The organism is Polaromonas sp. JS666, from assembly GCF_000013865.1.
Lineage (GTDB): Bacteria > Pseudomonadota > Gammaproteobacteria > Burkholderiales > Burkholderiaceae_C > Polaromonas.
The window spans coordinates 5,137,452-5,160,635 of the sequence record NC_007948.1 but is presented as its reverse complement, the minus strand read 5'-3'; the positions used below and the strand labels follow the sequence as shown (position 1 = coordinate 5,160,635).

Genomic DNA, 23,184 nt, shown 5'->3' with positions numbered 1-23,184 from the left:
GCCATGGCGGCGTTGCAAATCCGCGCGATACCGGCGGGTATCGCGGTGGTTTGCGCCTTGCCCTGACCCAACATCCATCGCGTTTATGGGTTCCATCAAGCATGCAACACTGCACTTGCTTCAATTGTTCAAGGAGGTTTTATGGAACTCAAGGAATTCGATGTCCCCTCGATGAGCTGCGGGCACTGCGCCAGCGCGATCACCCAGACGCTGAAGGGGCTGGATCCCGCCGCGGAGGTCAATGTGGACCTGGCCCGTAAAAAGGTGATGGTCCAGACCACGCAAGACCGGCAAAAGATCGCGGCGGCGCTGTCGCAAGCCGGTTATCCCACCCACTGAACCTCCGCATCCTGTGGGTCTCGCGGGAGCAGGCGCATGAGGTGCGGGTGCGGCCACAGGGGGCGTGTTGTGTGCGCCGATAGAATGATTCTTCCCCTCACTACCGCCAGCGCCTGTGTCCCACCGCTTTTCCGTACTACCCCAATACCTGCTGCCCAAGCAGGCGCTGACTGCTTTCGCAGGTTTCGTTGCATCGCGGGAGCGTGGCTGGATCACCACCGAAATCATTCGTCGCTTTGTTGCCAAATACCAGGTGAACATGGAGGAAGCCGCCCGTTCCGACATCGCCAGTTACCTGACATTCAATGATTTTTTCACCCGTGCGCTCAAGCCCGGTGTGCGGCCCCTGGCTGACGCCGACCTGATTTCGCCGGTCGACGGTGCGATCAGCCAGTTCGGCCGGATTGAGCATGACCAGATTTTCCAGGCCAAGGGGCACCACTATTCCACCACGGCGCTGGTGGGTGGCGACGCCGCGTTGGCCGCGCAATTCCAGAACGGCAGCTTTGCCACGCTGTACCTGAGCCCCAAGGATTACCACCGCATTCACATGCCTTGCGACGGGCGCCTGGCGCGCATGGTCCACGTGCCTGGCGAGCTGTTTTCCGTCAACCCCGTTACCGCACGCGGCGTGCCCGGGCTGTTTGCGCGCAACGAGCGTGTGGTGTGCGTGTTCGACTCGCCGCGCGGACCGTTTGTGCTGATCCTGGTCGGCGCCACCATTGTGGGCAGCATGGCCACGGTGTGGCATGGCGTGGTGAATCCACCGCGCGGCAAGCAGGTGCGCGCCTGGGACTACGACCCCAACGCCGAGGCCGCTGTGGTGTTGCGGCGCGGCGAGGAGATGGGCCGCTTTTTGCTCGGCTCGACGGTCGTCATGCTCTTTCCCGCCGGACCGCTGCACTTCAATCCCGACTGGGCGCCCGGCCGCCTCATCCGGCTGGGCGAAGCCATGGCCAACTACGCCTGAAGAAGTCGGGTTAAAAAATCCGGGCCTTTACTTTCAGGGTGCGGGCGTTGGCTGGAAGCCCAGGCGTGCCAGCAGTGCCATCGCTGCAGCAGGTGCCTTTTCCTTCGCGCCATTGATGAAGTAAATGAACACTTCGCGGGACCGAACGGGAGCTGGCGGCGCCTCTACGGCCGGCAGGTCTTCCGGCGTCTCGCCGGCGGCCCAGCGGCGGGCGCGCTCCGCCCAGGCGTCCAGTGCCGCCTCCGCGTAGCCGGTGGCCAGTGCGGCATCGCTCATCATCAGCCGGGCATAGACGAGGTCGCCCGTCAGGTCGGCAAACGAGGGGAACTTGTCGGCGTCGGTAAACACCGTCGCCACCCGGTAACGCCGCGCCAGCGCCAGGTACGCCGGGTCCATGAAGCTTTCATGGCGCACATCCACCACATGGCGCAGCGCTCGCCCATCAACCTGCGCTGGCAACAGCGCCAGGAAGGCCTCGAAATCCTGCGCCTCAAACACCTTGCCGGGCATGAACTGCCAGACGATGGGGCCGAGCTTGCGGCCCAGTTCACTGATGCCGCTCTCCACAAAGCGGGTGATCGAGTCGCCCGCCTCGGCCAGTACCCGGCGGTTGGTGGCGTAACGCGAGGCCTTGAGCGAAAAAACGAAATCATCCGGCGTTTCGTCATGCCACTTTTTGAAGCTGGCCGGCTTGAGCGTGCCGTAGTAGGTGCCGTTGACCTCGATGGCGCTGAGCTGGCGGCTTGCGTAGGCCAGTTCCTGGCTGTGCGGCAGGCCGTCCGGAAAGAAGTTGCCCCGCCAGGGTTCATAGGTCCAGCCACCCACACCGACACGGATGGATGTCGGGGTTTGCGCGGTAACAGGGTCGGATGTAGCTTGCAGTCGTTCGCTGGATGGACGGGTCATCAGGTCTCCATGTGCGGGATCTCCTCTAAATGAAGGAGATAGTTGGGCCAGAAATCATCGATCAAACAGGCCGGGGCCGCAACTGCAGCTGTAAGTCGCATTCCGCGCCAGTATTCAGTGGCGCGATTTTTAAGGTCAGCGTAAAGTAGCAGCCATTGCCCAGCGCGCACTTTTCGTTCCCGGAGTTTGCCCCCATGAATGCCCCCCTGCACCGCGAAATTCCCGCCAGCGTCCTCAACGCCGCCCAAGCCCTGTCGCAGGTGTCCGCTCAGTGGGACGGCGACATCGTCCAACAGATCACCGACTACATCGCCATTCCCGCCAAGTCGCCCACTTTTGACAGCGACTGGGCGCAGCACGGTTTCATCGACACCGTCATGCGCAACGCCGCCAGCTGGGTGGAGGCGCAAAAAGTCGAAGGCCTGACGCTGGAGATCGTGCGGCTGGAAGGGCGCACGCCGGTGCTGTTTTTTGAGATTCCGGCTTCGTCAGGCAGCGCAGTACGCGAAGCGACAAGCGTGGGGGCACGTCCCACGGTGTTGATGTACGGCCACCTCGACAAGCAGCCCGAGTTCACCGGCTGGCGCAATGACCTGGGCCCGTGGACGCCGAAATACGAGGACGGCAAGCTCTATGGCCGCGGCGGCGCCGATGACGGTTATGCGGTGTATGCCAGCATTGCCGCGGTACAGGCCCTGAAGGCGCAGGGCGTGGCGCACCCGCGCATCGTCGGCCTGATCGAATCCTGCGAAGAAAGCGGCTCCTATGACCTGCTGCCCTATGTGAACGCGCTCAAAGACCGGCTGGGCGACGTGGCGCTGGTGGTCTGCCTGGACTCCGGCGCGGGCAATTACGACCAGCTCTGGCTCACCACCAGCCTGCGCGGCAATGCGGCCGGTGTGCTCAAGGTCGAGGTGCTGACCGAGGGCGTGCATTCGGGCGATGCCAGCGGGCTGGTGCCGTCGAGCTTTCGCATCATGCGGCAGGTGCTGGACCGCCTGGAGGACAGCAAGACCGGGCGCCTGCTGCCGCAGAGCTTTCACTGTGAAATCCCGGCCGACCGGCTGGCCCAGGCGCAGGCCACGGCCCAAATTCTGGGCGATGAAATCTACAAGCGCTTTCCGTGGGCCCACTACGACTGCGAAGGCTCAAACACCCTGGCCCTGCCGACCACCAACGACCCGGTGGAGGCGCTGCTCAACCGCACCTGGCGGCCCACCCTGAGCGTGACCGGCGCGGAAGGTTTTCCGGCGCTCCAGGATGCGGGCAATGTGCTGCGACCCTACACCGCCTTCAAGCTCTCGCTGCGCTTTCCGCCGCTGATTGACGCCAGCGCCGCCGTGCAGGAACTGAAAACCCTGCTCGAAGACAACGCTCCCTACCAGGCCCGGGTCACCTTTGAAAGCAGCGGCGGCGCCACCGGCTGGAACGCCCCCGGTACCGTGCCCTGGTTTGAGCAGGCGCTGAACGATGCCTCGCAGAGTTTCTTTGGCGCGCCCTGCGGCACCATTGGCCAGGGCGGCACGATCCCGCTCATGAACATGCTGAGCCATGGCTTTCCCAAGGCGCAGATGATGGTCTGCGGCGTGCTGGGCCCCAAGAGTAATGCCCATGGGCCCAATGAATTCCTGAACGTGCCCTATGCCAAGAAGCTGACCGCAGCGGTAGCGCATGTCATGGCCCGGATGCCGGGTTGAATGCGCATGGCTGTTTTTTCTTTCAACAAGACTGCGCCCAAAGTCGTTTTCCCCAAATCGAAGCCTCACCACACACCCTCCACGGTGGTCGTGCCCTTCACTGCCCGCGACGGCGAAAACCTGGCGCTGTACGAGTGGCCGCTGGATGACTGGGCCAATGAAATGGGCCGGATCAGGCGGCCACCCCGCGCGGTGGTGCTGATGGTTCACGGTCTGGGCGAGCACGCCGGCCGCTATGCGCCGGTGGCCCGCCGGCTGCTGGAATGGGGTTTTGAAGTACGGGCCTACGACCAGCGCGGCCACGGGCGGTCGGGTGGCGCGCGCGGTGTGCTGCCCGATGACACAGCCCTGCTCGAAGACCTGGCAGAGATGGTCGATGATATGCGGCTGCACTGCAGGCGCTTGCGGCCTGCCGGCAGCGCCTCGCAGCCGGAGCCGCAGCCCCTGCCCTTGATCCTGCTGGGGCACAGCCTGGGTGGTCTTGTCGTGAGCCGCTTCGTCGCGCTCAATATGCGCCCGGTGGACGGTCTGGTGATGTCGTCCCCGGCGCTGGACCCGGGGCTCAATGCACTGCAGAAACTGTTGCTGGCCGTGATGCCCAGGCTGGCGCCCAATCTGTGCGTCAGCAATGGGCTGGACCCCTATGCCCTTTCTCACGATGACCTGGTGGTTCAAAAATACCTGGCTGACCGTCGGGTGCACAACAAGATATCTTCCCGGTTGGGTGAGTTCATTGCCGTCGGAGGGCCGGCCACCGTGGCGGCCGCCGCCCGCTGGAGCACGCCCACCTTGCTGATGTACGCCGGCGCCGACCGCCTCGTCAACCCCGCAGGCAGCCGCGCTTTTGCGGAGGCTGCCGCCAGCTCATCGGCCGTGGCGCCCGGCACCGTGACTAGCAAGTGCTTCGAGGGCTTCTATCACGAGATTTTCAACGAGGTGGATGCCGCGCAGGTGTTTGACACGCTCAAGGACTGGCTGGACGCCAGGTTTTAGAGAAAACAGCCCGCAGCCCATGCTCTGCAGCCGTGGTGAGCGATTGAATTGATAACAAAAGCGGGACGTGGACGACGGCTCAGCCTTTTTGCAGCAGGCCGCCCAGCCCACCCAAGCCGCCGCTGGCGGCGCTGTCACCGCTTTGCGGCTGCCGCCCGTTCACGACTGCACCCAACAGGGAATCAAGCAGACCGACGAGCTGCTCCCAGTATGGATAAAAACCGGGCCCACCCACTCAGGCAGTTTGGTACCGGCGCTGCTTCAGGGCAAGCCAGCCCAGTGCCAGTCCGGTCAGACCCAGTGGCAGCAACGAGCCCAGGTTCAGCAGTGCCCAGCCCTGGGTGGTCACCAGCACGCCGGACGCCAGGGAAGAGACCGCCAGCACCGCAAACACGCAGAAATTCAGCGCACCCTGGGCCTTGTCTTTTTCTTCGGGGCGGTAAGCGGTCAGCGCCAGTGCAGTGCCGCCGGTGAAGAGGAAGTTCCAGCCCAGGCCGAGTAAAAACAGCGCAAGCAAAAACTGCCTGAAATCAACGCCCGACAGCGCAATGCCCACGCACAGGATGTTCAGTGCCAGACCCACCGCCATGATGGGCAGGGTGCCGTAGCGCTTGATCAGATGGCCGGTGAAAAAGCCTGGCGCAAACATGCCGATCACATGCCATTGCAGCACCACCGCCACATCGGAAAACGGCAGGCCGCAGACCTGCATGGCAATCGGCGTCGCCGCCATCAGGAGGTTCATCACGCCATAGCCCAGCGCACCCGCCGCCGCGGCGACAATGAAGACCGGCTGGCGCATGATCAGGCCCAGCGGCCGGCCTTCAGGCGCCCCCACGCTTGTCACTTCGTGTACTTCGCTGCCACCCGAGGGGGCTGGCCTTGCTTGGGGCGGCCCGGCGCGGCGGCCATGGCCATCGCCGGATTCGGCCGGCGGAAAATGGATGAAGGCCAGCAGCCCCATGGCCAGTAGTGCCACGCCGGCCAGCGCCAGGTAGGCGCCGGCAAAGGGCACCTCGGTCAGGCCGCGTGTGTAGGCCGCCAGATTCGGACCCGCCACCGCGCCCATCAGCCCGCCGGCCATCACCCATGAAATGGCTTTTTCACGAAAGGCCGGAAGCGCCAACTCTGCGGCTGCAAAACGGTACAACTGCGCATTGGCGTTGTAATAACCCGCCACCACGGTCGCCGTGACCAACAGCCAGAAGTTTTTGCTGTAAGCCGCATAGCAGCAGAGCAAGGCCGACGCCAGGGCGACCGCCAGCCCGAGCTGGAACGAGGTTTTGCGGCCGAAGCGGCTTTGCGTATGCGCCACCAGCCCGGTCGAGAGCGCACCGCCGACGACATAGCCCATGACGGGCAGCGTCGCCATCCAGCCCAGTGGCGCCAGATTCAGGCCGACCAGCCCATTGATGGCAATGAAGGTGACGTTGTTGGTCAGAAACAAACCCTGGCAGATCGCCAGCAGCCAGAGGTTGCGGTTCATGGGTAAAGCTTAAAGCGCAGACGCCAGCATCAGCAGCGACAGGCAGGCCAGCGGCGCGGTTTCGGCGCGCAGCACGCGCGGGCCCAGGGTCACGGGGACAAAACCACAGGCGATGGCGGCGGCTTCTTCGGCAGGGCTCAGGCCGCCTTCGGGGCCGCTCAGAAAGGTCAGGGCACCGGTGTTGGCCACGGCCTGGGCCAGCGGGCGTGTGCCCGCCTGCAGTGACAGCAGCAGCCTTGTGCCCACTGCCTCCGCGCTATCTTGCGTAACGCCAGCGGTCTGCCCGGCCTGGGCTTTCAGCCAGTCGCCAAGGCCCATCACCTCGCGAATGGCCGGCAGGCGGTTACGGCCGCATTGTTCGCATGCCGCCACGGCCACGCCCCGCCAGTGCGCCAGCTTCTTGTCGGCCCGCTCGCCCTTGATGCGCAGCACGCTGCGTTCGCTCATCAGCGGCTGGATACTGGCCGCGCCCAGTTCGGTGGCTTTTTCGATCAGCCAGTCCATGCGTTCATTGGCGGGCATGCCCAGCGCCAGGTGGACGGCGCGGTCTGTTTCACGCCGCGTTGCGGTATAGGCCCCCACCATCGCCCGCACATCGCTGCGGCCCATGTGTTCAATGGTGGCGTCAAACTCACCTTCGCCGATCCCGCCGCCCTCACCTGCCCCGTTGAACAGCGTGATGTGATCACCGGGCTGCAGGCGCAGGACCTGCACGTGGCGGGCGGTCTGATCCGGCAGGCTGACGGAACTGCCGGGCACCAGCGCCAGGTCGGCGTGGAAGCGGGCGGTCACGGCGTCGGGACAGGGTTAGGCCGGCAGCATGACTCGATGGCTACAAAAACAATAGCTGTCAGGTGCCGTGGTGTATGGGCTGGTGCGTCGATTCGCATCAGAAAGTGTAGCCCACGCGGGTTTCGTTGCCTTCAATCTCGTCGAGCAGGACCATCAGCGGACCGAGCTGCCGGTAGCGGGCGGCGGTGTTGCGTGCGTACTTGATAAAGCGCGGCGTGTCCGCCAGGTATTTGGGCTTGCCGTCGCGCAGCGTGAGCCGCGCAAAGATGCCGAGTACCTTGAGGTGGCGCTGCAGGCCCATCCATTCCACGGCGCGGTAAAACTCGCCGAAATCATCACCGACCGGCAGGCTGGCCGTGCGCGCCTTTTGCCAGTAGCGCACGGTGACGTCGAGCACGAAGTCCTCGTCCCAGCTCAGGAACGCGTCGCGCATCAGGCTGGCAATGTCATAGGTGATGGGGCCGTACACCGCATCCTGGAAGTCCAGGATGCCCAAGCGCGTGCTGGACTCACCATGAGGTTTCGCCGCCGGGCCGCCCCAAGGCGAAACAGCCCCCTCGGGGGGCAGTGCAGCACGCGAAGCGACAAGCGTGGGGGCCATCAAATTTCGGGGCATGAAGTCCCGGTGCACATAGACGCGCGCCCCGCCCAGCGACTGCAGGTTGCTGGCTTTGATCTGCGCAAACAGGCCATCGAGCTTGTCCTGCAGTCCGGTATCCAGTGCCAAGCCGCGGTGCCGGGCGACATACCACTCGGGGAAGAGCGCCAGTTCGCGCGACAACAATGCATCGTCATAGGGCGGCAGCACGTCCGGCCGGGAGGCGAGCTGCCAGCGCACCAGCGCATCCACCGCATCCATGTACAGCGCATGGTGTGCAGCCGTCGGGCTGGCGATGGCATCGGCGGCCTGGGGTGGTCCGATCACGTCGAGCATGGTCTGCGCGCCCAGGTCCGTGAGCAGCATGAAGCCCAGGGGCTCATCCCAGGACAGCACGCGCGGCGCATTCAGGCCCGCGTCCTGCATCAGCCCCGCCACCTTGACGAAGGGCTTGCAGTCTTCCTGGGCCGGCGGCGCGTCCATGATGATGAAACTGCCCGCACCGTCTGCCCGGTCTACCCGCAGATAACGGCGAAAGCTCGCGTCAGCGGAAGCCAGTCTCACGCTATCGGCCCGCAGGCGGTGCTGCCCGGCCATGTCGGCCAGCCAGCTGTCAAAGGCGCTGGCACGCGCCGGATCGGCCCAGACGACAGGGGAAGGAATCATGATTGGCGGGCCCTCGTCAGGGCGGCGGCCCGGCGCTGCTTCGCGGCGCCAAGGATGGAGTGGAGGGTCATGGATAATCGGCCTTGATTTTACAAACGGGTTTATCTCACATAAACGATGCGCCGCGCATCCCGCTCCCCCTTTATTCTTTCCCCGGTGGCTCACGCCGTCTCCCGTCTGGTGCTGTGCGCCACGCTGGGCTGGACGTACGCCGGGTCGGGGCATGCCCAGGTGCCTGCGCCTGCGGGGGGCTCTGAAGTCCCGTTGGGAGCGCGCCCGCCCGCTTCTGCGCCGGTTGCGGCGCAGCAGGAAACCCCGCTCAAGCTCAAAAGCTCTCCGGCGCTGGCCGAGGAGGTGCCCAACGGACCCGGAGATGAAGGGCCGACCTTTGTGTTCGGCGACAGCGTCTCGGGCCGCCCCAATCTGGAAACCGTGATCGATGGCAACGCGGAACTGCGCCGCGGCGCCACCAGCATACGCGCCGACCGGATCGAGTATTACCAGCCCGAAGATCGCGTCAAAAGCCGTGGCAACGTGCGCATCAACAACGCCGGCAACCGGTTTGAAGGTCCCGAGCTGGAGATCACGCTGGACCGGTTTGAGGGCTTTTTCACCCAGCCGCGCTACCGCTTTCTGAGTAATGGCGGCAACGGCCAGGCCGAGCGGGTCGATTTTATCGATGACAAACACCTCACGGCGCACCGTGCCAGCTACACCACCTGCGAGCGCGACAACGAAGCCAGCTGGAAGCCCGCCTGGGAATTGCGCGCCAGGAGCTTCGAATTTGATTTCGACGAGGAAGTCGGCGTGGCCAACGGCGCGGTGCTGCGTTTCAAGAACGTGCCCATTCTGGGGTTTCCCAAATTCAGCTTTCCGCTGAGCGACAAGCGCAAGTCGGGCCTGCTGCCGCCGACCCTCAACATGAGTTCGGTCAACGGCTTTGAAGTGCGGCAACCGTATTATTTCGACATTGCGCCGAACCGCGATGCGACATTCTCGCCCGCCATCATGACCAAGCGCGGCGTGGATCTGGCCGGCGAGTTCCGCTACCTGGAGCCGACCTACAAGGGCGAGCTGCGCGCCAACATCCTGCCCGGCGACAAGTTGCGCAACCGGGATCGCTGGTCCTACGGCTACCAGCACAGCGGCACCATCGACAGCGGGCTGTCCGCCATCGGCAATCTGGGCGTCAACCTCAATTTGAGCCGGGTCAGCGACAACGATTATTGGCGCGATTTCCCCATCGCCTCGAACTCCACCACCCAGCGTCTGCTAGCCCAGGACGCCACCGTGAGCTGGAACCGTGGGTTCTTTGCCGCTGCCGTACGCACCCTCAAATGGCAGACACTGCAGGACCTGAGCGCGCCCATCGTCCCGCCCTACGACCGCCTGCCCCAGTTCACCGCCAATTACACCCGGGTGGATGCGCCACTGCTGGGCCTGGGTCGCGGATTCGACTGGTCGGTGGAGGGCGACTACACCCGATTCTCCGCTGACAGGACGTTGACGGGGCAACCCAATAGCAACCGGGCCTTCACCCGCGCCCAGCTCAGCCACCCGTGGCTGTCGCCGGCCGGATTCATCACCCCCAAAATGCAGTTGCACGCCACCAGCTACCAGTTCGACGCGCCGCTGGTCAATGGCGCGCGGTCGGCGTCGCGCACGGTTCCGACCTTCAGCCTGGACAGCGGCCTGCAGTTCGAACGCCAGGCTGGCTTCCTGGGCCGCAGTTTTACCCAGACACTGGAGCCGCGGGCTTTTTATGTGCGCACGCCTTACCGCGACCAGAGCCTGTTGCCCAACTACGACTCGGGCGCCAATGACTTCAACTTTGCGACGGTGTTTACCGAGAATGCCTTTGTCGGCAACGATCGCATTTCAGACGCCAACCTGCTCACCCTGGGCGTGACCTCCCGTTTGCTGGACCCTGCCACCGGTGCCGAGGCCGTGCGCGTGGGTGTCGCGCAGCGCCTGCGCTTTGCCGACCAGCGCGTGACCTTGCCGGGCGCCTTGCCCATCACCGACCGCATCAGCGATTTGCTGGTGGGCGCGTCGGTCAACTGGGTGCCGCAGTGGTCTTTTGACAGCACGGTGCAATACAACCCCAAGACCAAACAGTCCGAACGCAGCTCGATCGGGGTGCGCTACAACCCCGGAAACTACCGCGTGATCAGCGCCGCGTACCGGCGCCAGCGCAACATCAGCGAACAGATTGACGTGGGCTGGCAGTGGCCCCTCAATGACCTGTGGGGCGACAAGGGGCGCGACCTGGGGGCTGGGCAGGGTCAGGGCGGAGGGCGTTACTATGCGGTTGGGCGCCTGAATTACAGCGTGCCCGACAGGAAGCTGGTGGACGCGATCGTCGGTGTGGAATACGACGGCTGCTGCTGGATCGGCCGGGTCGTGCTGCAGCGCACGCAAAACGGCACGGCAACGTCCGACACCCGGATCCTGTTCCAGCTTGAACTGGTCGGTTTTTCGCGCATTGGCGCGAACCCTCTGGAAACCCTCAAATCCAACGTTCCACGCTACCAATACCTGCGTGAGAAAATCAACACCCCAAGCCGCTTTACCACCTATGACTAATGACCGTCTTTTCGCCGGAATCGCCAGAGTGCTCTCCGTCCGGCCCCTGGCTGCCGCGCTGGCGCTCCTGCTGACCCTGCCCCTGATCGGCGTGCAGGCCCAAAGCCTGCGGCCTTCCAGCGGGCTGCGGCTCCCCACCCCCGCCGCCAGCGCGGGCGCTGCAGCCGGAAGCGCTTCGGGCCAGCGGCAGGCTGACTTCATCGTCGCGGTCGTGAATTCGGAGCCCATCACCAACAGCGAGGTCCGTACCAAGCTGGTCCGCACCGAGCAGCAAATCATCCAGCAGGGCTCACCCCTGCCCCCGCGCAGGGAACTGGTTCCGCAGGTGCTGGAGCGGTTGATCAGCGACAAGGCCCAGTTGCAGCTGGCCCGATCGGCCGGTATGCGCGTCGACGACAACGCCGTCGAAGCCGCCGTGCAGACGGTCGCCCGGCAAAACCAGATCAGTGTGGATGAACTGCGCCGTCGCCTGAAGGCCGATGGCATTGCCTACAGCCAGTTCGAGTCTGATTTGCGCGACGAGCTGCTGGTCAGCCGCTTGCGCCAGCGTGAGGTCGACTTGCGGGTGACGGTGACCGAGCAGGACATTGACCAGTTCCTGCGCGAACAGGAAGGCGGCACCGAGTTGTCTTCGCTGGCCCTCAATCTGGCCCAGATTCTGGTGGCGGTCCCTGAAAATGCCACGCCCGGGCAGGTCGCAGCCTTGCAGGCCAAGGCCCAGCAGGTGATGGATAAGGCGCGCGGGGGCGCTGACTTTGCGGCCCTGGCCAATGAGTTCTCCGATTCCCCCACCCGCGGCACTGGCGGGTTGATGGGCCTGCGCGAGGCAGACCGCTACCCGCCGCTTTTTGTGGAAAGCACCAAGAGCCTGAAGGTGGGCGGGCTCGCCGGTCCGATACGCAGCGGTGCCGGCTTTCATATCCTGAAGGTGATTGAAAAAAGGCAGGCTGGCATGCCCGGCTCAGTCATCACGCAGACCCATGCCCGCCACATCCTGCTGCGGCTGTCCCCCAAGCAGGGCGAAACCGCCGCCACGGAGAAGCTGGCCGCGCTCAGGAAGCGCATCCTGGCCGGCCAGGCCGATTTTGCCGCCCTGGCCCGCGAAAACAGTGAAGACGCCTCCGCCAAACAAGGCGGGGATCTGGGCTGGGCCAATCCCGGCATGTTTGTGCCCGAGTTCGAGAAGGTCATGAACGGCCTGGCTCCCAACCAGATTTCCGACCCGCTGGTGTCGCGCTTTGGTGTGCACCTGATCCAGGTGCTGGAGCGGCGCGAGGCGCAGATGTCCCAGCGCGACCAGCGGGAGATGGCGCGCAACGTCCTGCGCGGGAAAAAGCAGGAAGAAGCGTATGTGCTGTGGGCGCAGGAAGTCCGCGGCCGTGCCTATGTGGAATACCGCGAATCGCCGCAGTGAATGTGGCCCCCACGTTTGCTCACTGCGTGTAGCGCTCTGCCCCCCGAGGGGGCCGCTGCGCCTGCGGTCTGGCAAAGCCAGTCCCGCGGCCCCTGCTGGGTTGGAGAGTCCCCGCGCTTGTCACTGGGCGGCCCGGCGGGAAATTGCTTGAGCCTGTCGGAGAGCGGCCCCAACTTTGGCGGGCAGAACTGATCGTGAAACATATCCCGCGCAAGCGCTTTGGCCAGCATTTCCTGACGGACCAGGGCATTATTGAAGGTATTGTCCAGGCGATTGCGCCCAGGGCGGGCCAGGCGGTGGTGGAGATCGGCCCCGGCCTTGCGGCGCTGACGCAGCCGCTGGTTGAGCGGCTGGGGCATCTCACGGTGATTGAACTGGACCGTGATCTGGCCCAGCAGCTGCGCGCCCATCCGCAGCTGACGGTGGTGGAATCGGATGTCCTGAAGGTGGACTTTCGCCAACTGGCAGAGCGCTTGCAACACGGCCCCGTGCGCAGCGCAGGGCTGCCCCAAGCCGAAACAGCTCCCAAGGGGCTGGAGCCTGCGGGCTCTTCATCCCAGCAGGGGCCGCGGGACTGGCTTCGCCAGACCGCAGGCGCAGCGGCCCCCTCGAGGGGCAGCGCAGTACACGAAGTGACAAGCGTGGGGGCTCATAAGCTCCGGGTGGTCGGCAACCTGCCCTACAACATTTCCACGCCCATTTTGTTCCACCTGCTGGATGCCGTGGACGTGATTGAAGACCAGCACTTCATGCTGCAAAAGGAAGTGATTGACCGCATGGTGGCGGCGCCCTCCACCAGCGACTATGGCCGGCTCAGCGTGATGCTGCAGTGGCGCTACGCGATGGAAAACGTGCTGTTTGTACCGCCGCAGAGCTTTGACCCGCCGCCGCGAGTGGACAGTGCGGTCGTGCGCATGGTGCCGCATGCCCATCCTGCGGCGCTGGACGTCAAACTGCTGAGCCAGCTCGTGCAGGTGGCTTTCAGCCAGCGCCGCAAGCTGCTGCGCCATACCCTGGGCCAGTGGCTGACGGCGCGGGGCTTCCCGGGCGCATTTGATGTGCAGCGCCGGGCCGAGGAGGTGCCGGTGGCCGAGTATGTGGCGCTGGCGCAGCAGGTGGCTGCCATGGCCGTGTAGTGCCTGCCAGGCGTTCAGCCATGAAAAAAGGCCGTCTGATGACGGCCTTTTTTCTGTTTGCCTGAAACCTCGGTGTCAGGCGGCTGCGAGCCAGTACCCCGCGTTAAACGGACTGCTCATGCGCAGCGCCAGCGGTGACACGTCTACCAGTTTGTCGGTAGGCATGGGTTCTTCACCGTCTGCAACTGCTTGCTGGGCCTCATTCGCCCGATCCCCTTGGCCAATGTCTGGGGAGCGGGCTACAGAAAAGAATAGAAACATCTGAACGGGATCTTTCGATCCGCCCAGTAGTCCGCGGCATCCCTGAAGATGTCGAGCAGTTGCTCCCGCGCTTCCTTGTCAAACTTGGCGTTGGCCGGAATTTGCTCGAGCACGACGATGAAACCGGGTTGCGGGCCTGATTTGTGGACCAGGTCCGTCATGCAGTCGTACAGCGCATCGAAATTCTTGCCGAAATGTGCCGGGAAGGTGTATTGCGCCGCGATCATGTCCAGCACGTCCTGTTTGCTCTGGGCGTTGCCCAGGTTGGCATACAGGAAATGCTGATTCAGCTGCGTGGCCGCATCCTGCAGGTCCTGTACGCGGAATGCGCGTATGGACTGCACGATATTGGGCCGCACGCCACGCAAGGGCGTTTCGTTGTCCCGACGAAGTGGTGTATCCATCTCCGCTTCTCTTTCTCTTAAGTCAAAAACTCGAATTAACAACCACAGTCCAATTTATTGAACTTTACGGAGCGATCTTGCGAAAACTCGCATAGTGGTCATCGGTGTAATAACAGGCATCAGGTGCGGCGGGTTTCAGGCCACCACAAACAATGCGCCGGGCTCCCCGGCTGCGCTCACCGGGTGTCCGGACGGTGTACTCGCGGTAGTAGCCGCGATGGCTGGCGGGAAGAATCCGTTCCCGGTTGCCAAACACTGCGCCGTCCTTGTCGTACCTGAACGGCCCACCCTGGTAAATCAGCCTCATCATGTCGCGCCCTTGAGGGGGCAGCTGGGTTGCCGAAATCGTTGCAACCGGGCCTGCATTGGCTTGCGTTCTGGCTTGCACCAAATCGGGGCTTATCCCGACCAGGCTTGCCGCCAGAACCCACAATCCAGCGGCTACCGCCGCCCGCCAATGACCCCGTTCACCGCGCCCACCATTGCGCAACATGCAAAAAATGCCTTTCTTGAATTCAGGTTTAACCACCCAGATTTTTCGGGTTAACCCTTAAATTTCAAGAGGCGTAGTTTGCCGCATATGAACGGAAAACGCAAGTGGCTGCTGAAAATTTAAGCACCAAGAGCGGGGAATAAGCCGCTAGTAAGTTAGTGCTAGCTGTCTAATTCTTCGTTATCTCGCCGCGTTCGCATCCGCCACGGTGAGGGCTGTCATGTTGACGATACGGCGCACGGTGGCGGTCGGAGTCAGGATGTGCATGGGCTTGTTGGCCCCCAGCAGCACGGGGCCGATGGTAATGTTGCCACCGGCGGCAGTCTTGAGCAGGTTGTAGGCAATATTGGCCGCATCGATGTTGGGCAGCACCAGCAAATTGGCTTCACCCGTCAGCGTGCTGTTGGGCATGATGACGCCGCGGGTATCGGCATCCAGCGCCATGTCGCCGTGCATTTCGCCGTCGACTTCCAGCCAGGGTGCTTTGTCGCGCAACAGTTCCAGCGTGCGGCGCATTTTCAGGGCGCTGGGCTGGCTGGACGAGCCAAAGTTGGAGTGCGACAGCAAGGCCGCCTTGGGTTTGATGCCAAAGCGCACCATTTCCTCGGCCGCCATGGTGGTGATTTCAGCCAGCTGCTCCGCCGTCGGGTCGTAGTTCACATGGGTATCGAGCAGAAACACCTGACGTCCGGGCAGCAGCAGACCATTCATGCAGGCGTAGGTGCATACTCCCTCGCGCTTGCCAATCACCTGGTCCAGGTAGTCCAGGTGGTGGGCGGTGGTGCCCCAGGTGCCGCAGATCAGCCCGTCCACATCGCCCTTGTGCAGCAGCATGCCGGCAATCAGCGTGAGGCGGCGGCGCATTTCGATCTTGGCCATCTGCACGGTCACGCCGCGGCGCTCCATCATGCGGTGGTAGGTCTGCCAGAAGTCGCGGTAGCGGTGGTCCTGCTCGACATTGACCACGTCGTAGTCGAGGTCCTGCTTCAGGCGCAGGCCAAACTTTTCAATGCGCTGGGCAATGATCGCGGGCCGGCCGATCAGGGTCGGGCGCGCCAGGTTCTCGTCCACCACGATCTGGCAGGCGCGCAGCACGCGCTCTTCCTCGCCCTCGGCATAGGCCACGCGCTTGCGGGCCGCCGTCTTGGCCGAGGCAAAGATCGGTTTCATCACGGTGCCGGAGGCATAGACAAAACTTTGCAGCTTCTCGCGGTAGGCGGTCATGTCCTGGATCGGCCGCAGGGCTACGCCGCTGTCGGCAGCCGCCTTGGCCACGGCCGGCGCAATCTTCATCATGAGGCGAGGATCGAAGGGCTTGGGAATCAGGTAGTCCGGTCCGAAGGTGAGCTTCTCGCCGACGTAGGCGGCCGCCACCACCTCACTCTGCTCGGCCTGGGCCAGCTCGGCAATCGCGTGCACTGCGGCAATTTCCATCTCGATGGTGATGGTTGACGCGCCGGCGTCCAGGGCACCCCGGAAAATATAGGGGAAGCACAGGACGTTGTTGACCTGGTTCGGGTAATCAGTCCGACCTGTTGCCATAATGGCGTCATCACGCACCGATTTGACGTCTTCTGGCGATATCTCCGGATTGGGGTTGGCCAGGGCCAGAATGATGGGCTTGGCCGCCATCTTCTTGACCATCTCCTTCTTGAGCACACCACCTGCCGAAAGACCCAAAAAGATGTCCGCGCCTTCGATGATTTCACCCAGGGTGCGGGCCGACGTTTTTTGCGCGAACTGGATCTTGTCTTCATCCATCAGTTCGGTGCGGCCTTCATAGACCACGCCGGCCAGGTCGGTCACATAGATGTTTTCGCGCGGAATGCCGAGTTTGATCAGCAGCCCGAGGCAGGCCAGCGCCGCCGCGCCCGCGCCTGAGGTCACCAGCTTGACCTGTTTCAGGTCCTTGCCCACGACTTTCAGCGCATTCAGCACCGCCGCGCCCACCGTGATGGCCGTGCCATGCTGGTCGTCGTGGAACACCGGTATCTTCATCCGCTTGCGCAGTTCACGCTCCACGTAAAAACAGTCGGGCGCCTTGATGTCTTCCAGGTTGATGGCGCCAAAGGTCGGTTCCAGCGCGGCGATGATGTCGACCAGTTTGGCCGGGTCCTTTTCGTCGATTTCGATGTCGAACACATCAACACCGGCAAACTTCTTGAACAAAACCGCCTTGCCTTCCATCACCGGCTTGGACGCCAGCGGGCCGATGTCGCCCAGGCCCAGCACTGCCGTGCCGTTGGTCACCACTGCCACCAGGTTGCCGCGGCTGGTGTATTTGAAGGCCGCGTTCGGGTCCTTGACAATTTCCTCGCAGGGCGCCGCCACGCCGGGCGAGTAGGCCAGCGCCAGGTCGCGCTGGTTGGTGAGTTGCTTGGTGGCTGCGATGGCCAGTTTGCCGGGGGTGGGAAACTCGTGGTATTCGAGCGCGGCGCGGCGCAGTTCTGCGCGTTTTTCGTCACGGTTGTCGGGCGTCGCGGCGGTGGGTGTCGGCATCTAGGGGGTCTCCAGCAGAAACGGTCGGTATGACCGTCAATTTCTTGTAAGGTCTGCGATTGTAGGCCGTTGCGGGGGAAAACCCCAGTCAGTAAATCTACGCAAATCAGGTGTTGCGCTTTTGACTTTTTACCAAGGAACCGGGCATGGGCACTGGCCTGCAGGCCCATGCCGGTGCAAGCGCCTACAGCGCGACCCGCCTGGCCTGCACCATGCGCTGGGCGGTCTGCGCGCCCGCCAGCACAAAACCGCGCTGCAGGCCGGCCTCATCCATCCATTGCCACAAACCGGCTTCCGGCATGTGCCACTGGCCGTCCGTGCCGGGCTGCGGCGCGGCCACCACCAACGGCAGCGAGGGTGTTTTCACGGAAACCGGCATCAGCGGGAAAACCAGTTCTGCCGGTGTGCCCGCCAGATTGGCGGCCAGCGCCTTGGCCGCCGCCATGATGGGCATGACATAAGGCAGCGCGCTGCCATGCACCGACAGTTTTGACACCGCGCTGGCGTACTGGGCGCTGTCGCCGAGCGCATACACCCCCTCGGCGCTGGTCTGCAGGCGGGTATTGACCACAATGGCACGGTCGACCGCCAGGCCTGCCGCCCGGGCCAGGGCCGTGTCGGCTCTCAGGCCAATGGCGCTCAATACGCAGCTGGCGTCAATGACTTCCCCATTGGCCAGCGAAATTTCCAGTGAATCCGCGCCTGCCGGTTGTGTTGTGGCCGGATCAACAGGATCGACCGCGCGCACCGTGGCGCCGAAATAAAAGTGCACGCCCAGTCCCTCCAGCGCCTGCTGCAGGGTCGCGCTGGCCGCTTCCGGCAGCAGGGCGGCCAGCGGGCGGGTACCGGGATCGACCACGCTGACGCGGTAGCCGGCCTGGGCCAGGTCATTGGCAAACTCGCAGCCAATCAGCCCGGCACCCATGACCAGCACATGCCGGCCGCGGTTGCCTGCGGCGTCGCCCGCCGGCTGCAGTTTCGCGTGAAAACGCGCGAAGTCTTCGAGCGAATTGACGCTGATCACGCGGTCCGCGGCCTGGCCTTCGAGCGGCACGCGAATCGGCTGCGCGCCCGTGGCCAGCACCAGATCGCGGTAGGCCATTGTCCCGGCAGACGTGCTGACGGTTTTGGCCGCCACATCAAGCGCTTCCACCCGCGTGTGGGGCATCAGCGTCACATTCAGCGATTCGGCCATTTTGGCGGCGGGCGTGCTGATGAGCTGCGCCGGCAGCCGGCCCTGCGCGAAGGCATTCGACAGGGACGGCTTGGCGTAGAAGTCGCCGCTGTCCGCGGTGATCATCACCACGGGCGTGCCGTTGTCCAGTTTGCGGAACTCGCGCACCGTGGTCCAGCCGGCCAGCCCGGCGCCAATGACCAGCACGGGCCGGGTCATGCGGCTACTCCTGCCGTTAATGGCGTCGCTGGCATGGCGCGCATCGCGTTGCGCTGTCCGCCCCAGCGTTCCCAGGCTTTCTCATGGAAGAAAAAGGCAAAGGCCTGAACCGTGGGCTCCAGCAGACTCAGCGTCAGGGCCAGCAAAAAATTGCCCGTGACAGCGTAGGCCACCAATGCGGCGACGGTGACGTGCAGCACGTAGTAGCTGGCAGTTTTCTTCAGGGCAGTTAAGTTGGCGCGGGCAAGTTTGGCCATCACGGACTCCACAAAATCAATAAACAAGGGCCGGCCACGCCGGCATGACGGGCCGGGGGGCGTAGGTTTCTTAAATTTCGACCACTTCAAAATCGGCCTTGGCAACGCCGCAGTCCGGGCATGCCCAGCTTTCGGGCACATCGGCCCAGCGGGTGCCGACTGCAATGCCGTCTTCCGGCCGGCCAGCCGCTTCATCGTACACAAAGCCGCAAACGATACAGAGATAGGTTTTCATGGGGATTCCTTCGGTTTCAGGTGTTAAAAGTGCTCCCGGACCATTTGCTGTCGGGGCTGCAAGCTATTAAAAATATAGCGCTCAGGGCCGTCGATCGCGCCGGCGCTGCTGCTTTCATGGTACTGGCTATCAGTCGCTGCTGGCGCCCGCGTCTTACAGACTTGGTTGCCTTGCCGGGTCAGCCGTGCGGGTCCGCCGGTTCAGGCCGCAGCGGCGCCTTCGTTGACAACGTTCAGCCGCGCCTGGTAGTGGTTGGCGTGGCGCTCTTCCACCCGGGCCAGGGCCGCAAAGCGTTTCTGGGCTTTTTCCAGGGTGGCCTTGAATTGTGCGGCATGCACTTTGGACTCCTCGATCTGCTCGTCCATTTCAGCCACGGCCGCCGCGTTGCCTTCGGCTTCAGCGGTTGCGCGGAAGCCCGGGTACATCTCGGTGTATTCGTAGGTTTCACCATCGATGGCGATTTGCAGCGCCCTGGCGGGCGTCATGGTCGCCTTGGGGTAGAGCAGGTCCAGATGGCCGAAGGCGTGCATGACTTCCTGGTCGGCGGTTTCTTCAAAGGTGCGCGCCGTGGCTTCGTCACCGGCTTCGCGGGCCAGCTTGGCGAAATAGCGGTATTTGATGTGCGCCATGGATTCGCCGGCAAAGGCGGCCTCCAGATTGGCCATGGTCTTGATTTCGGGGCGTCGCGTTGTGCTCATCGTGAACTCCTGTGGGTTGATAGCTATAAATTATCGTAACAGGAGAAATGATACAAAAATACTATTGAATGAGCCAATTGGTTTTGCCTAAGCGATTGATAGCAACGATGACGAGCCGCAGGTTGACACCATCGCCGTGAGCGAGCAAGGGCTTCGGGGTGCGCTGCCGCCCACCCGGCGCTTGCCGCCCGGGCTCAGGCCGGGTGCAGCGTGAACGGCAAGGAGCCGGTCTTGATGCGCAAGGGCACGGCGGTTTGCCGGTAGGGCGCGGCCGGCTGGCCCAAAATGTGCGCGGCCAGGGTATGCGCTTGCCGGCCAATGGGTTCGATGAAGCGGCTGACCTGTCCGTCGATGGCGATGCAGTCACCCAGCGCGTGAATGCCCTCCACGCTGGTGGCCAGCGTCTCGGGATGCACATCGATACCGTTGTTCCAGGCCAGGCCCGCGCTGTCGGCCAGCCGATGGGGCGTTTGCAGGCCGGCGGCCACGATGATGTGGTCGACACTGAACAGCTGGCCGCAATGGGTGCTGATTTGCTTGATGGCCCGGCTCTCACCGGCCGCGCCTTGCTGCACCTCCTCCTGCACCTCCTCCTGCACCTCCGTCACCTGGCTGACCTGCACGCCACCAACAAAGCGCAGCGGCAGCGTGCGCCAGGCCTCCAGCAATTGTTGCGACTGCGCTTCGGACAGGCAGGCGGCCAGCGGGCGCGCCGCCACATCCAGCAGCGTGATGTTATGGCCGGCCAGCGCCAGGTCATTGGCCAGTTCGGAGCCGATCAGGCCCGCGCCCACGACTGCGATGCGTTGCGCCGCCTCGCCCAGGCAGGCGCGAAAGCGGGAATAGGCCTGCAAATGGTTGATGCGCCAGCACAGCGCGGCCGGAAACTGCGGCAGCGAACGCGCCTGGGCGCCATGCGCCAGCACCAGATGCCGGTATTGCAGCGTGCCGCGGCTGGTGCGCAGCTGCCGGCTGGCCGGCACGATGCGCACCGCCTGCGTGTGCGCCATCAACCGGACACCCAGCCGTGCGGCGGCCTGCAGGCCGGTTTCATGCGCCAGCCTGTCGGGTGCCAGGCCCCGGGCCAGGGCGACCGACAGCAACGGCTTGTCATACACATCGCCGTTGCAGGCGGTGACCAGGGTGATCGGCAGGCCGGCATCGCGCGCGCGCAGCGCCTCGGCCATTTGCCAGCCGGCGCGCCCCGCACCGACGATCACCGTGCCCGCGTCACGTCGGGCGGCCGGCCGATGCGGCGTGGCGGATGAGGACGGCCGGGCCTGCCGGACCGGCTCCTCGCGAACATAGGGTTCAAAGTCCGCCTTGGTCACGCCGCAGAGCGGGCAGGCCCAGTCCTCGGGAATGTCGGCAAAGCGGGTGCCCGGCGCCAGGCCGCTGTCTTCGTCGCCCCTGGCTTCGTCGTACAGCAAGCCGCAGGCGCGGCAGATGAAAATTTCCCATGGCAGCCCGGAGCCGTCGGTTTGCAGCCCGGCAGCAGCGGGTGCAGGCGGTGATGCCGCTGGGGTGTTCATGCCGGCTGCTCCTCGGCGCTCAGGCGGGCAATCTCCTTGCGCAGGTGCTTGATCGCCGGCGTCACGATGGCGACGAAATGCGACTCGCGCACGCGCCGCTGCACATCGGACGTCATCAGGTAGCCGCGTGCCCCCTGGTGCAGCAGCGCGGACTGCGCGGCGCGCAGCGCCAGTTCGGACGCATGGGCGCGGGCGTCGAGCACGTCGATCAGGAACTCGTGCCCCGTGCCAAACGGGGTCTGCGCCAGCGTCATGATGCGGGCCGTCAACTCGTCCAGCTCCTGCTGCAGCGCGTCGGGCCGGTCCTCCAGGAACTCGTTGACGTGGCCGAGCTGGCGCTCGACCTTCCACATGGAATCGATCGCGCCCTGCGCCACGCCCAGCCCCATGCCGGTCTGCAGCAGGATGAAGGCGGCGCGGATGCGGCCGATGAAGGGGCGCACCGGGTCGGCGATCAGGTCGTTCGCGCCGACAAAATAGTCCGTCAGCCGTACCGCCCAGGTGTTGGTGCCTTCCATGGCCGAGAACGAGGGACAGTTGCGCAAGGCCGCGCCCGGCGCGTCGCAGCGCACCAGGAACATGATTTCCTGCTGTGGCGTGGCCGCCTCGGTGTCGTCGGCGCCTTCAATGCTGTCAATATCCGCAACAGCGCCAAAATAATGGTCGGGCCCCAGGTTGCTGACCCAGGGCAAGGTGCCGTTCACGCGGAAGCCGCCTTCAACCCGCCGTGCATGCAGCAAGAAAGTCTCGATGCCGGCAAAGGTCTTCATCGGGTTGGACATGCCGGTCGCGCCAAGGGTCTGGCCGTTGCCGTGCTGCGCCAGCAGCGCGCCCGTCAGTGCCGGGTTGCCCGACTGCTCCATGTACACGCCGCACACCGCGTGGCACCAGACCATGAAGCCGGTGGCGCCGCAGACGCGGGAGACCTCGGTCATCGCCTGTATCGCCAGCGCGTAGTCCGACGGGCGGCCCGGCTCGGCGATGTGGGCCTTGAGCGCGCCCAGTTCGCCGAGCCGCTGCAGGATGGACTTCGGGTAGACGCCGCGGCGGTCGATGTCGTCGGCCAACTCGGCCAGCGGCCCGTCGGCCAGCGACCGGACCGCCTGGATCAACGCCGCTTCGGCGGGCATCCCGGCGTTGGCGGCCATGTCAGCATCTGTTGGGGCGCGTTCGAGGACTTCCATGATCTCTCCGTATGGGGGTGGACGGGCTTCAGGCCATTCAGGCCAGCGCAATCTCGAACGGGATCGGGTTGCGCATGCTGTTGGCCACCGGGGAGTAGAAATTCGCATGCTGCACGATCCCGTCGAGCACCTCCCGGCTGGCATCGCCCTCGACCACCACCTTCACCCGGATCGTCTGAAAGCCCATCTCGGGCGCTTGCTTGAGCGCGCCGTCCGCACCCCAGGCGGCCGGGTTGCCGATGTCGCCTTCCAGAAAGATTTCCAGCCGGGACAGCCTGACCTTCTTCCAGGTGGCTACCGCCGTGATGCCCACGGCCAGGCAGCCGCCCAGGCCCGACAGCACAATCTCGCCGGGCGCCGGCGCGGTGTTTTCGCCGAACAGGTGCAGCGGCTCGTCCACCACCACGGGCTGGTGGTCGCCCACGTAGCTCAGCGAGCGGTACATGCCCTGCATCACGGTGCGGACCTTGTTGGTGCCACGCGAGGCCGGGTTGGCACGGCCCTTGGCGGCAAAGGCGGCCAGGCCCTCGCCGTCAATGGGTTTCAGAAAGGCCTTCACGGTGGTGGGTGCGGTGGGTTCGATGACAGTGGCCTCGGACATGGTGTTTCCTAAAAAAAATCAAAAGGTCAAAAAGGTCAGGAAAA

21 protein-coding genes are annotated in these 23,184 nt (G+C 64.3%); 7 read left to right on the top strand and 14 right to left on the bottom strand.

Translation table 11 applies throughout. The annotated features are described in order from the left end of the window. The first annotated feature begins 141 nt into the window (after positions 1–141). Complete coding sequence (locus BPRO_RS24370) at positions 142–339, top strand: heavy-metal-associated domain-containing protein (protein ID WP_011485732.1); 198 nt, start codon at positions 142–144, stop codon at positions 337–339. A gap of 115 nt (positions 340–454) precedes the next feature. Beyond that, positions 455–1,309, top strand: a complete 855-nt coding sequence (asd, locus tag BPRO_RS24365) for an archaetidylserine decarboxylase (protein WP_011485731.1) — start codon at positions 455–457, stop codon at positions 1,307–1,309. A 33-nt stretch (positions 1,310–1,342) separates the two neighbouring features. Here the strand turns inward: asd and BPRO_RS24360 are convergent, their stop codons facing one another. Beyond that, a complete protein-coding gene (locus tag BPRO_RS24360; RefSeq protein ID WP_011485730.1) occupies positions 1,343–2,215 on the bottom strand; it encodes a DUF72 domain-containing protein in 873 nt (290 codons plus the stop codon). 194 nt (positions 2,216–2,409) lie between these two features. Here BPRO_RS24360 and BPRO_RS24355 point away from each other — a divergent pair, with 194 nt between their 5' ends. Beyond that, complete coding sequence (locus BPRO_RS24355) at positions 2,410–3,912, top strand: M20 family metallopeptidase (protein WP_011485729.1); 1,503 nt, start codon at positions 2,410–2,412, stop codon at positions 3,910–3,912. A gap of 6 nt (positions 3,913–3,918) precedes the next feature. Next, the gene (locus BPRO_RS24350) at positions 3,919–4,905 is read left to right on the top strand and encodes an alpha/beta hydrolase (RefSeq protein ID WP_011485728.1); all 987 of its coding nucleotides are present in this window, start codon (positions 3,919–3,921) and stop codon (positions 4,903–4,905) included. A gap of 235 nt (positions 4,906–5,140) precedes the next feature. On the opposite strand, the gene BPRO_RS24345 is transcribed toward BPRO_RS24350, so the two are convergent. The 3 genes from BPRO_RS24345 to BPRO_RS24335 form a co-directional block, all read right to left on the bottom strand. Next, positions 5,141–6,391, bottom strand: coding sequence for an MFS transporter (locus tag BPRO_RS24345; RefSeq protein ID WP_011485727.1), 1,251 nt, complete (start codon positions 6,389–6,391; stop codon positions 5,141–5,143). A gap of 9 nt (positions 6,392–6,400) precedes the next feature. Continuing rightward, on the bottom strand, positions 6,401–7,183 hold the full coding sequence (locus BPRO_RS24340; protein WP_011485726.1) for a 16S rRNA (uracil(1498)-N(3))-methyltransferase: 783 nt from the start codon (positions 7,181–7,183) through the stop codon (positions 6,401–6,403). 97 nt (positions 7,184–7,280) lie between these two features. Further along, positions 7,281–8,447, bottom strand: a complete 1,167-nt coding sequence (locus BPRO_RS24335; RefSeq protein WP_011485725.1) for an aminoglycoside phosphotransferase family protein — start codon at positions 8,445–8,447, stop codon at positions 7,281–7,283. A gap of 117 nt (positions 8,448–8,564) precedes the next feature. On the opposite strand from BPRO_RS24335, the gene BPRO_RS24330 reads away from it, so the two are divergent. The 3 genes from BPRO_RS24330 (at position 8,565) to BPRO_RS24320 (ending at position 13,583) form a co-directional block, all read left to right on the top strand. Continuing rightward, positions 8,565–11,033, top strand: a complete 2,469-nt coding sequence (locus tag BPRO_RS24330; RefSeq protein ID WP_011485724.1) for an LPS-assembly protein LptD — start codon at positions 8,565–8,567, stop codon at positions 11,031–11,033. Next, complete coding sequence (locus BPRO_RS24325; RefSeq protein ID WP_011485723.1) at positions 11,026–12,447, top strand: peptidylprolyl isomerase; 1,422 nt, start codon at positions 11,026–11,028, stop codon at positions 12,445–12,447. The genes BPRO_RS24330 and BPRO_RS24325 overlap by 8 nt, the downstream gene beginning before the upstream one ends. A 194-nt stretch (positions 12,448–12,641) precedes the next feature. After that, positions 12,642–13,583 carry a ribosomal RNA small subunit methyltransferase A gene (locus tag BPRO_RS24320; RefSeq protein WP_049764176.1) on the top strand — a complete coding sequence of 314 codons (942 nt, stop codon included), beginning with the start codon at positions 12,642–12,644 and terminating at the stop codon, positions 13,581–13,583. 239 nt (positions 13,584–13,822) lie between these two features. Here BPRO_RS24320 and BPRO_RS24315 read toward each other — a convergent pair whose 3' ends face one another. The 10 genes from BPRO_RS24315 to BPRO_RS24270 form a co-directional block, all read right to left on the bottom strand. Next, a complete protein-coding gene (locus tag BPRO_RS24315) occupies positions 13,823–14,248 on the bottom strand; it encodes a barstar family protein (RefSeq protein ID WP_011485721.1) in 426 nt (141 codons plus the stop codon). A gap of 64 nt (positions 14,249–14,312) precedes the next feature. Continuing rightward, complete coding sequence (locus BPRO_RS24310; protein WP_049764297.1) at positions 14,313–14,741, bottom strand: ribonuclease domain-containing protein; 429 nt, start codon at positions 14,739–14,741, stop codon at positions 14,313–14,315. A gap of 180 nt (positions 14,742–14,921) precedes the next feature. Then, positions 14,922–17,240, bottom strand: coding sequence for an NADP-dependent malic enzyme (locus BPRO_RS24305; protein WP_011485719.1), 2,319 nt, complete (start codon positions 17,238–17,240; stop codon positions 14,922–14,924). 184 nt (positions 17,241–17,424) lie between these two features. Then, positions 17,425–18,633 carry an FAD-dependent oxidoreductase gene (locus tag BPRO_RS24300; RefSeq protein ID WP_011485718.1) on the bottom strand — a complete coding sequence of 403 codons (1,209 nt, stop codon included), beginning with the start codon at positions 18,631–18,633 and terminating at the stop codon, positions 17,425–17,427. Then, entirely contained in the window at positions 18,630–18,890 is a 261-nt protein-coding gene (locus tag BPRO_RS24295) for a DUF2061 domain-containing protein (RefSeq protein WP_041389061.1), read from the bottom strand. Before BPRO_RS24295 ends, BPRO_RS24300 begins: the two co-directional genes overlap by 4 nt. 70 nt (positions 18,891–18,960) lie before the next feature. Then, a complete protein-coding gene (locus BPRO_RS24290) occupies positions 18,961–19,125 on the bottom strand; it encodes a rubredoxin (RefSeq protein WP_011485716.1) in 165 nt (54 codons plus the stop codon). A 200-nt stretch (positions 19,126–19,325) separates the two neighbouring features. Further along, entirely contained in the window at positions 19,326–19,823 is a 498-nt protein-coding gene (locus BPRO_RS24285) for a rubrerythrin family protein (protein ID WP_011485715.1), read from the bottom strand. 194 nt (positions 19,824–20,017) lie between these two features. Then, complete coding sequence (locus BPRO_RS24280; RefSeq protein WP_011485714.1) at positions 20,018–21,355, bottom strand: FAD-dependent oxidoreductase; 1,338 nt, start codon at positions 21,353–21,355, stop codon at positions 20,018–20,020. Next, positions 21,352–22,539 (bottom strand): acyl-CoA dehydrogenase family protein, encoded by a 1,188-nt coding sequence (locus BPRO_RS24275; RefSeq protein WP_011485713.1) that lies wholly within the window; start codon positions 22,537–22,539, stop codon positions 21,352–21,354. Before BPRO_RS24275 ends, BPRO_RS24280 begins: the two co-directional genes overlap by 4 nt. A 37-nt stretch (positions 22,540–22,576) precedes the next feature. Further along, entirely contained in the window at positions 22,577–23,140 is a 564-nt protein-coding gene (locus BPRO_RS24270; RefSeq protein ID WP_011485712.1) for an OsmC family protein, read from the bottom strand. Between the last annotated feature and the right edge of the window lie 44 nt (positions 23,141–23,184).

Bases quoted from the DNA above. Each gene is read 5' to 3' on its own strand.
- BPRO_RS24370 (WP_011485732.1), top strand. From the start codon at position 142: ATGGAACTCAAGGAATTCGATGTCCCCTCGATGAGCTGCGGGCACTGC.
- BPRO_RS24290 (WP_011485716.1), bottom strand. From the start codon at position 19,125: ATGAAAACCTATCTCTGTATCGTTTGCGGCTTTGTGTACGATGAAGCG.
- BPRO_RS24275 (WP_011485713.1), bottom strand. From the start codon at position 22,539: ATGGAAGTCCTCGAACGCGCCCCAACAGATGCTGACATGGCCGCCAAC.
- BPRO_RS24310 (WP_049764297.1), bottom strand. From the start codon at position 14,741: ATGTTGCGCAATGGTGGGCGCGGTGAACGGGGTCATTGGCGGGCGGCG.
- BPRO_RS24280 (WP_011485714.1), bottom strand. From the start codon at position 21,355: ATGAACACCCCAGCGGCATCACCGCCTGCACCCGCTGCTGCCGGGCTG.
- BPRO_RS24330 (WP_011485724.1), top strand. From the start codon at position 8,565: ATGCGCCGCGCATCCCGCTCCCCCTTTATTCTTTCCCCGGTGGCTCAC.
- BPRO_RS24360 (WP_011485730.1), bottom strand. From the start codon at position 2,215: ATGACCCGTCCATCCAGCGAACGACTGCAAGCTACATCCGACCCTGTT.
- BPRO_RS24350 (WP_011485728.1), top strand. From the start codon at position 3,919: ATGGCTGTTTTTTCTTTCAACAAGACTGCGCCCAAAGTCGTTTTCCCC.
- BPRO_RS24270 (WP_011485712.1), bottom strand. From the start codon at position 23,140: ATGTCCGAGGCCACTGTCATCGAACCCACCGCACCCACCACCGTGAAG.
- BPRO_RS24295 (WP_041389061.1), bottom strand. From the start codon at position 18,890: ATGGCCAAACTTGCCCGCGCCAACTTAACTGCCCTGAAGAAAACTGCC.
- BPRO_RS24355 (WP_011485729.1), top strand. From the start codon at position 2,410: ATGAATGCCCCCCTGCACCGCGAAATTCCCGCCAGCGTCCTCAACGCC.
- BPRO_RS24300 (WP_011485718.1), bottom strand. From the start codon at position 18,633: ATGACCCGGCCCGTGCTGGTCATTGGCGCCGGGCTGGCCGGCTGGACC.
- BPRO_RS24285 (WP_011485715.1), bottom strand. From the start codon at position 19,823: ATGAGCACAACGCGACGCCCCGAAATCAAGACCATGGCCAATCTGGAG.
- BPRO_RS24305 (WP_011485719.1), bottom strand. From the start codon at position 17,240: ATGCCGACACCCACCGCCGCGACGCCCGACAACCGTGACGAAAAACGC.
- BPRO_RS24325 (WP_011485723.1), top strand. From the start codon at position 11,026: ATGACTAATGACCGTCTTTTCGCCGGAATCGCCAGAGTGCTCTCCGTC.
- BPRO_RS24335 (WP_011485725.1), bottom strand. From the start codon at position 8,447: ATGATTCCTTCCCCTGTCGTCTGGGCCGATCCGGCGCGTGCCAGCGCC.
- BPRO_RS24345 (WP_011485727.1), bottom strand. From the start codon at position 6,391: ATGAACCGCAACCTCTGGCTGCTGGCGATCTGCCAGGGTTTGTTTCTG.
- BPRO_RS24315 (WP_011485721.1), bottom strand. From the start codon at position 14,248: ATGGATACACCACTTCGTCGGGACAACGAAACGCCCTTGCGTGGCGTG.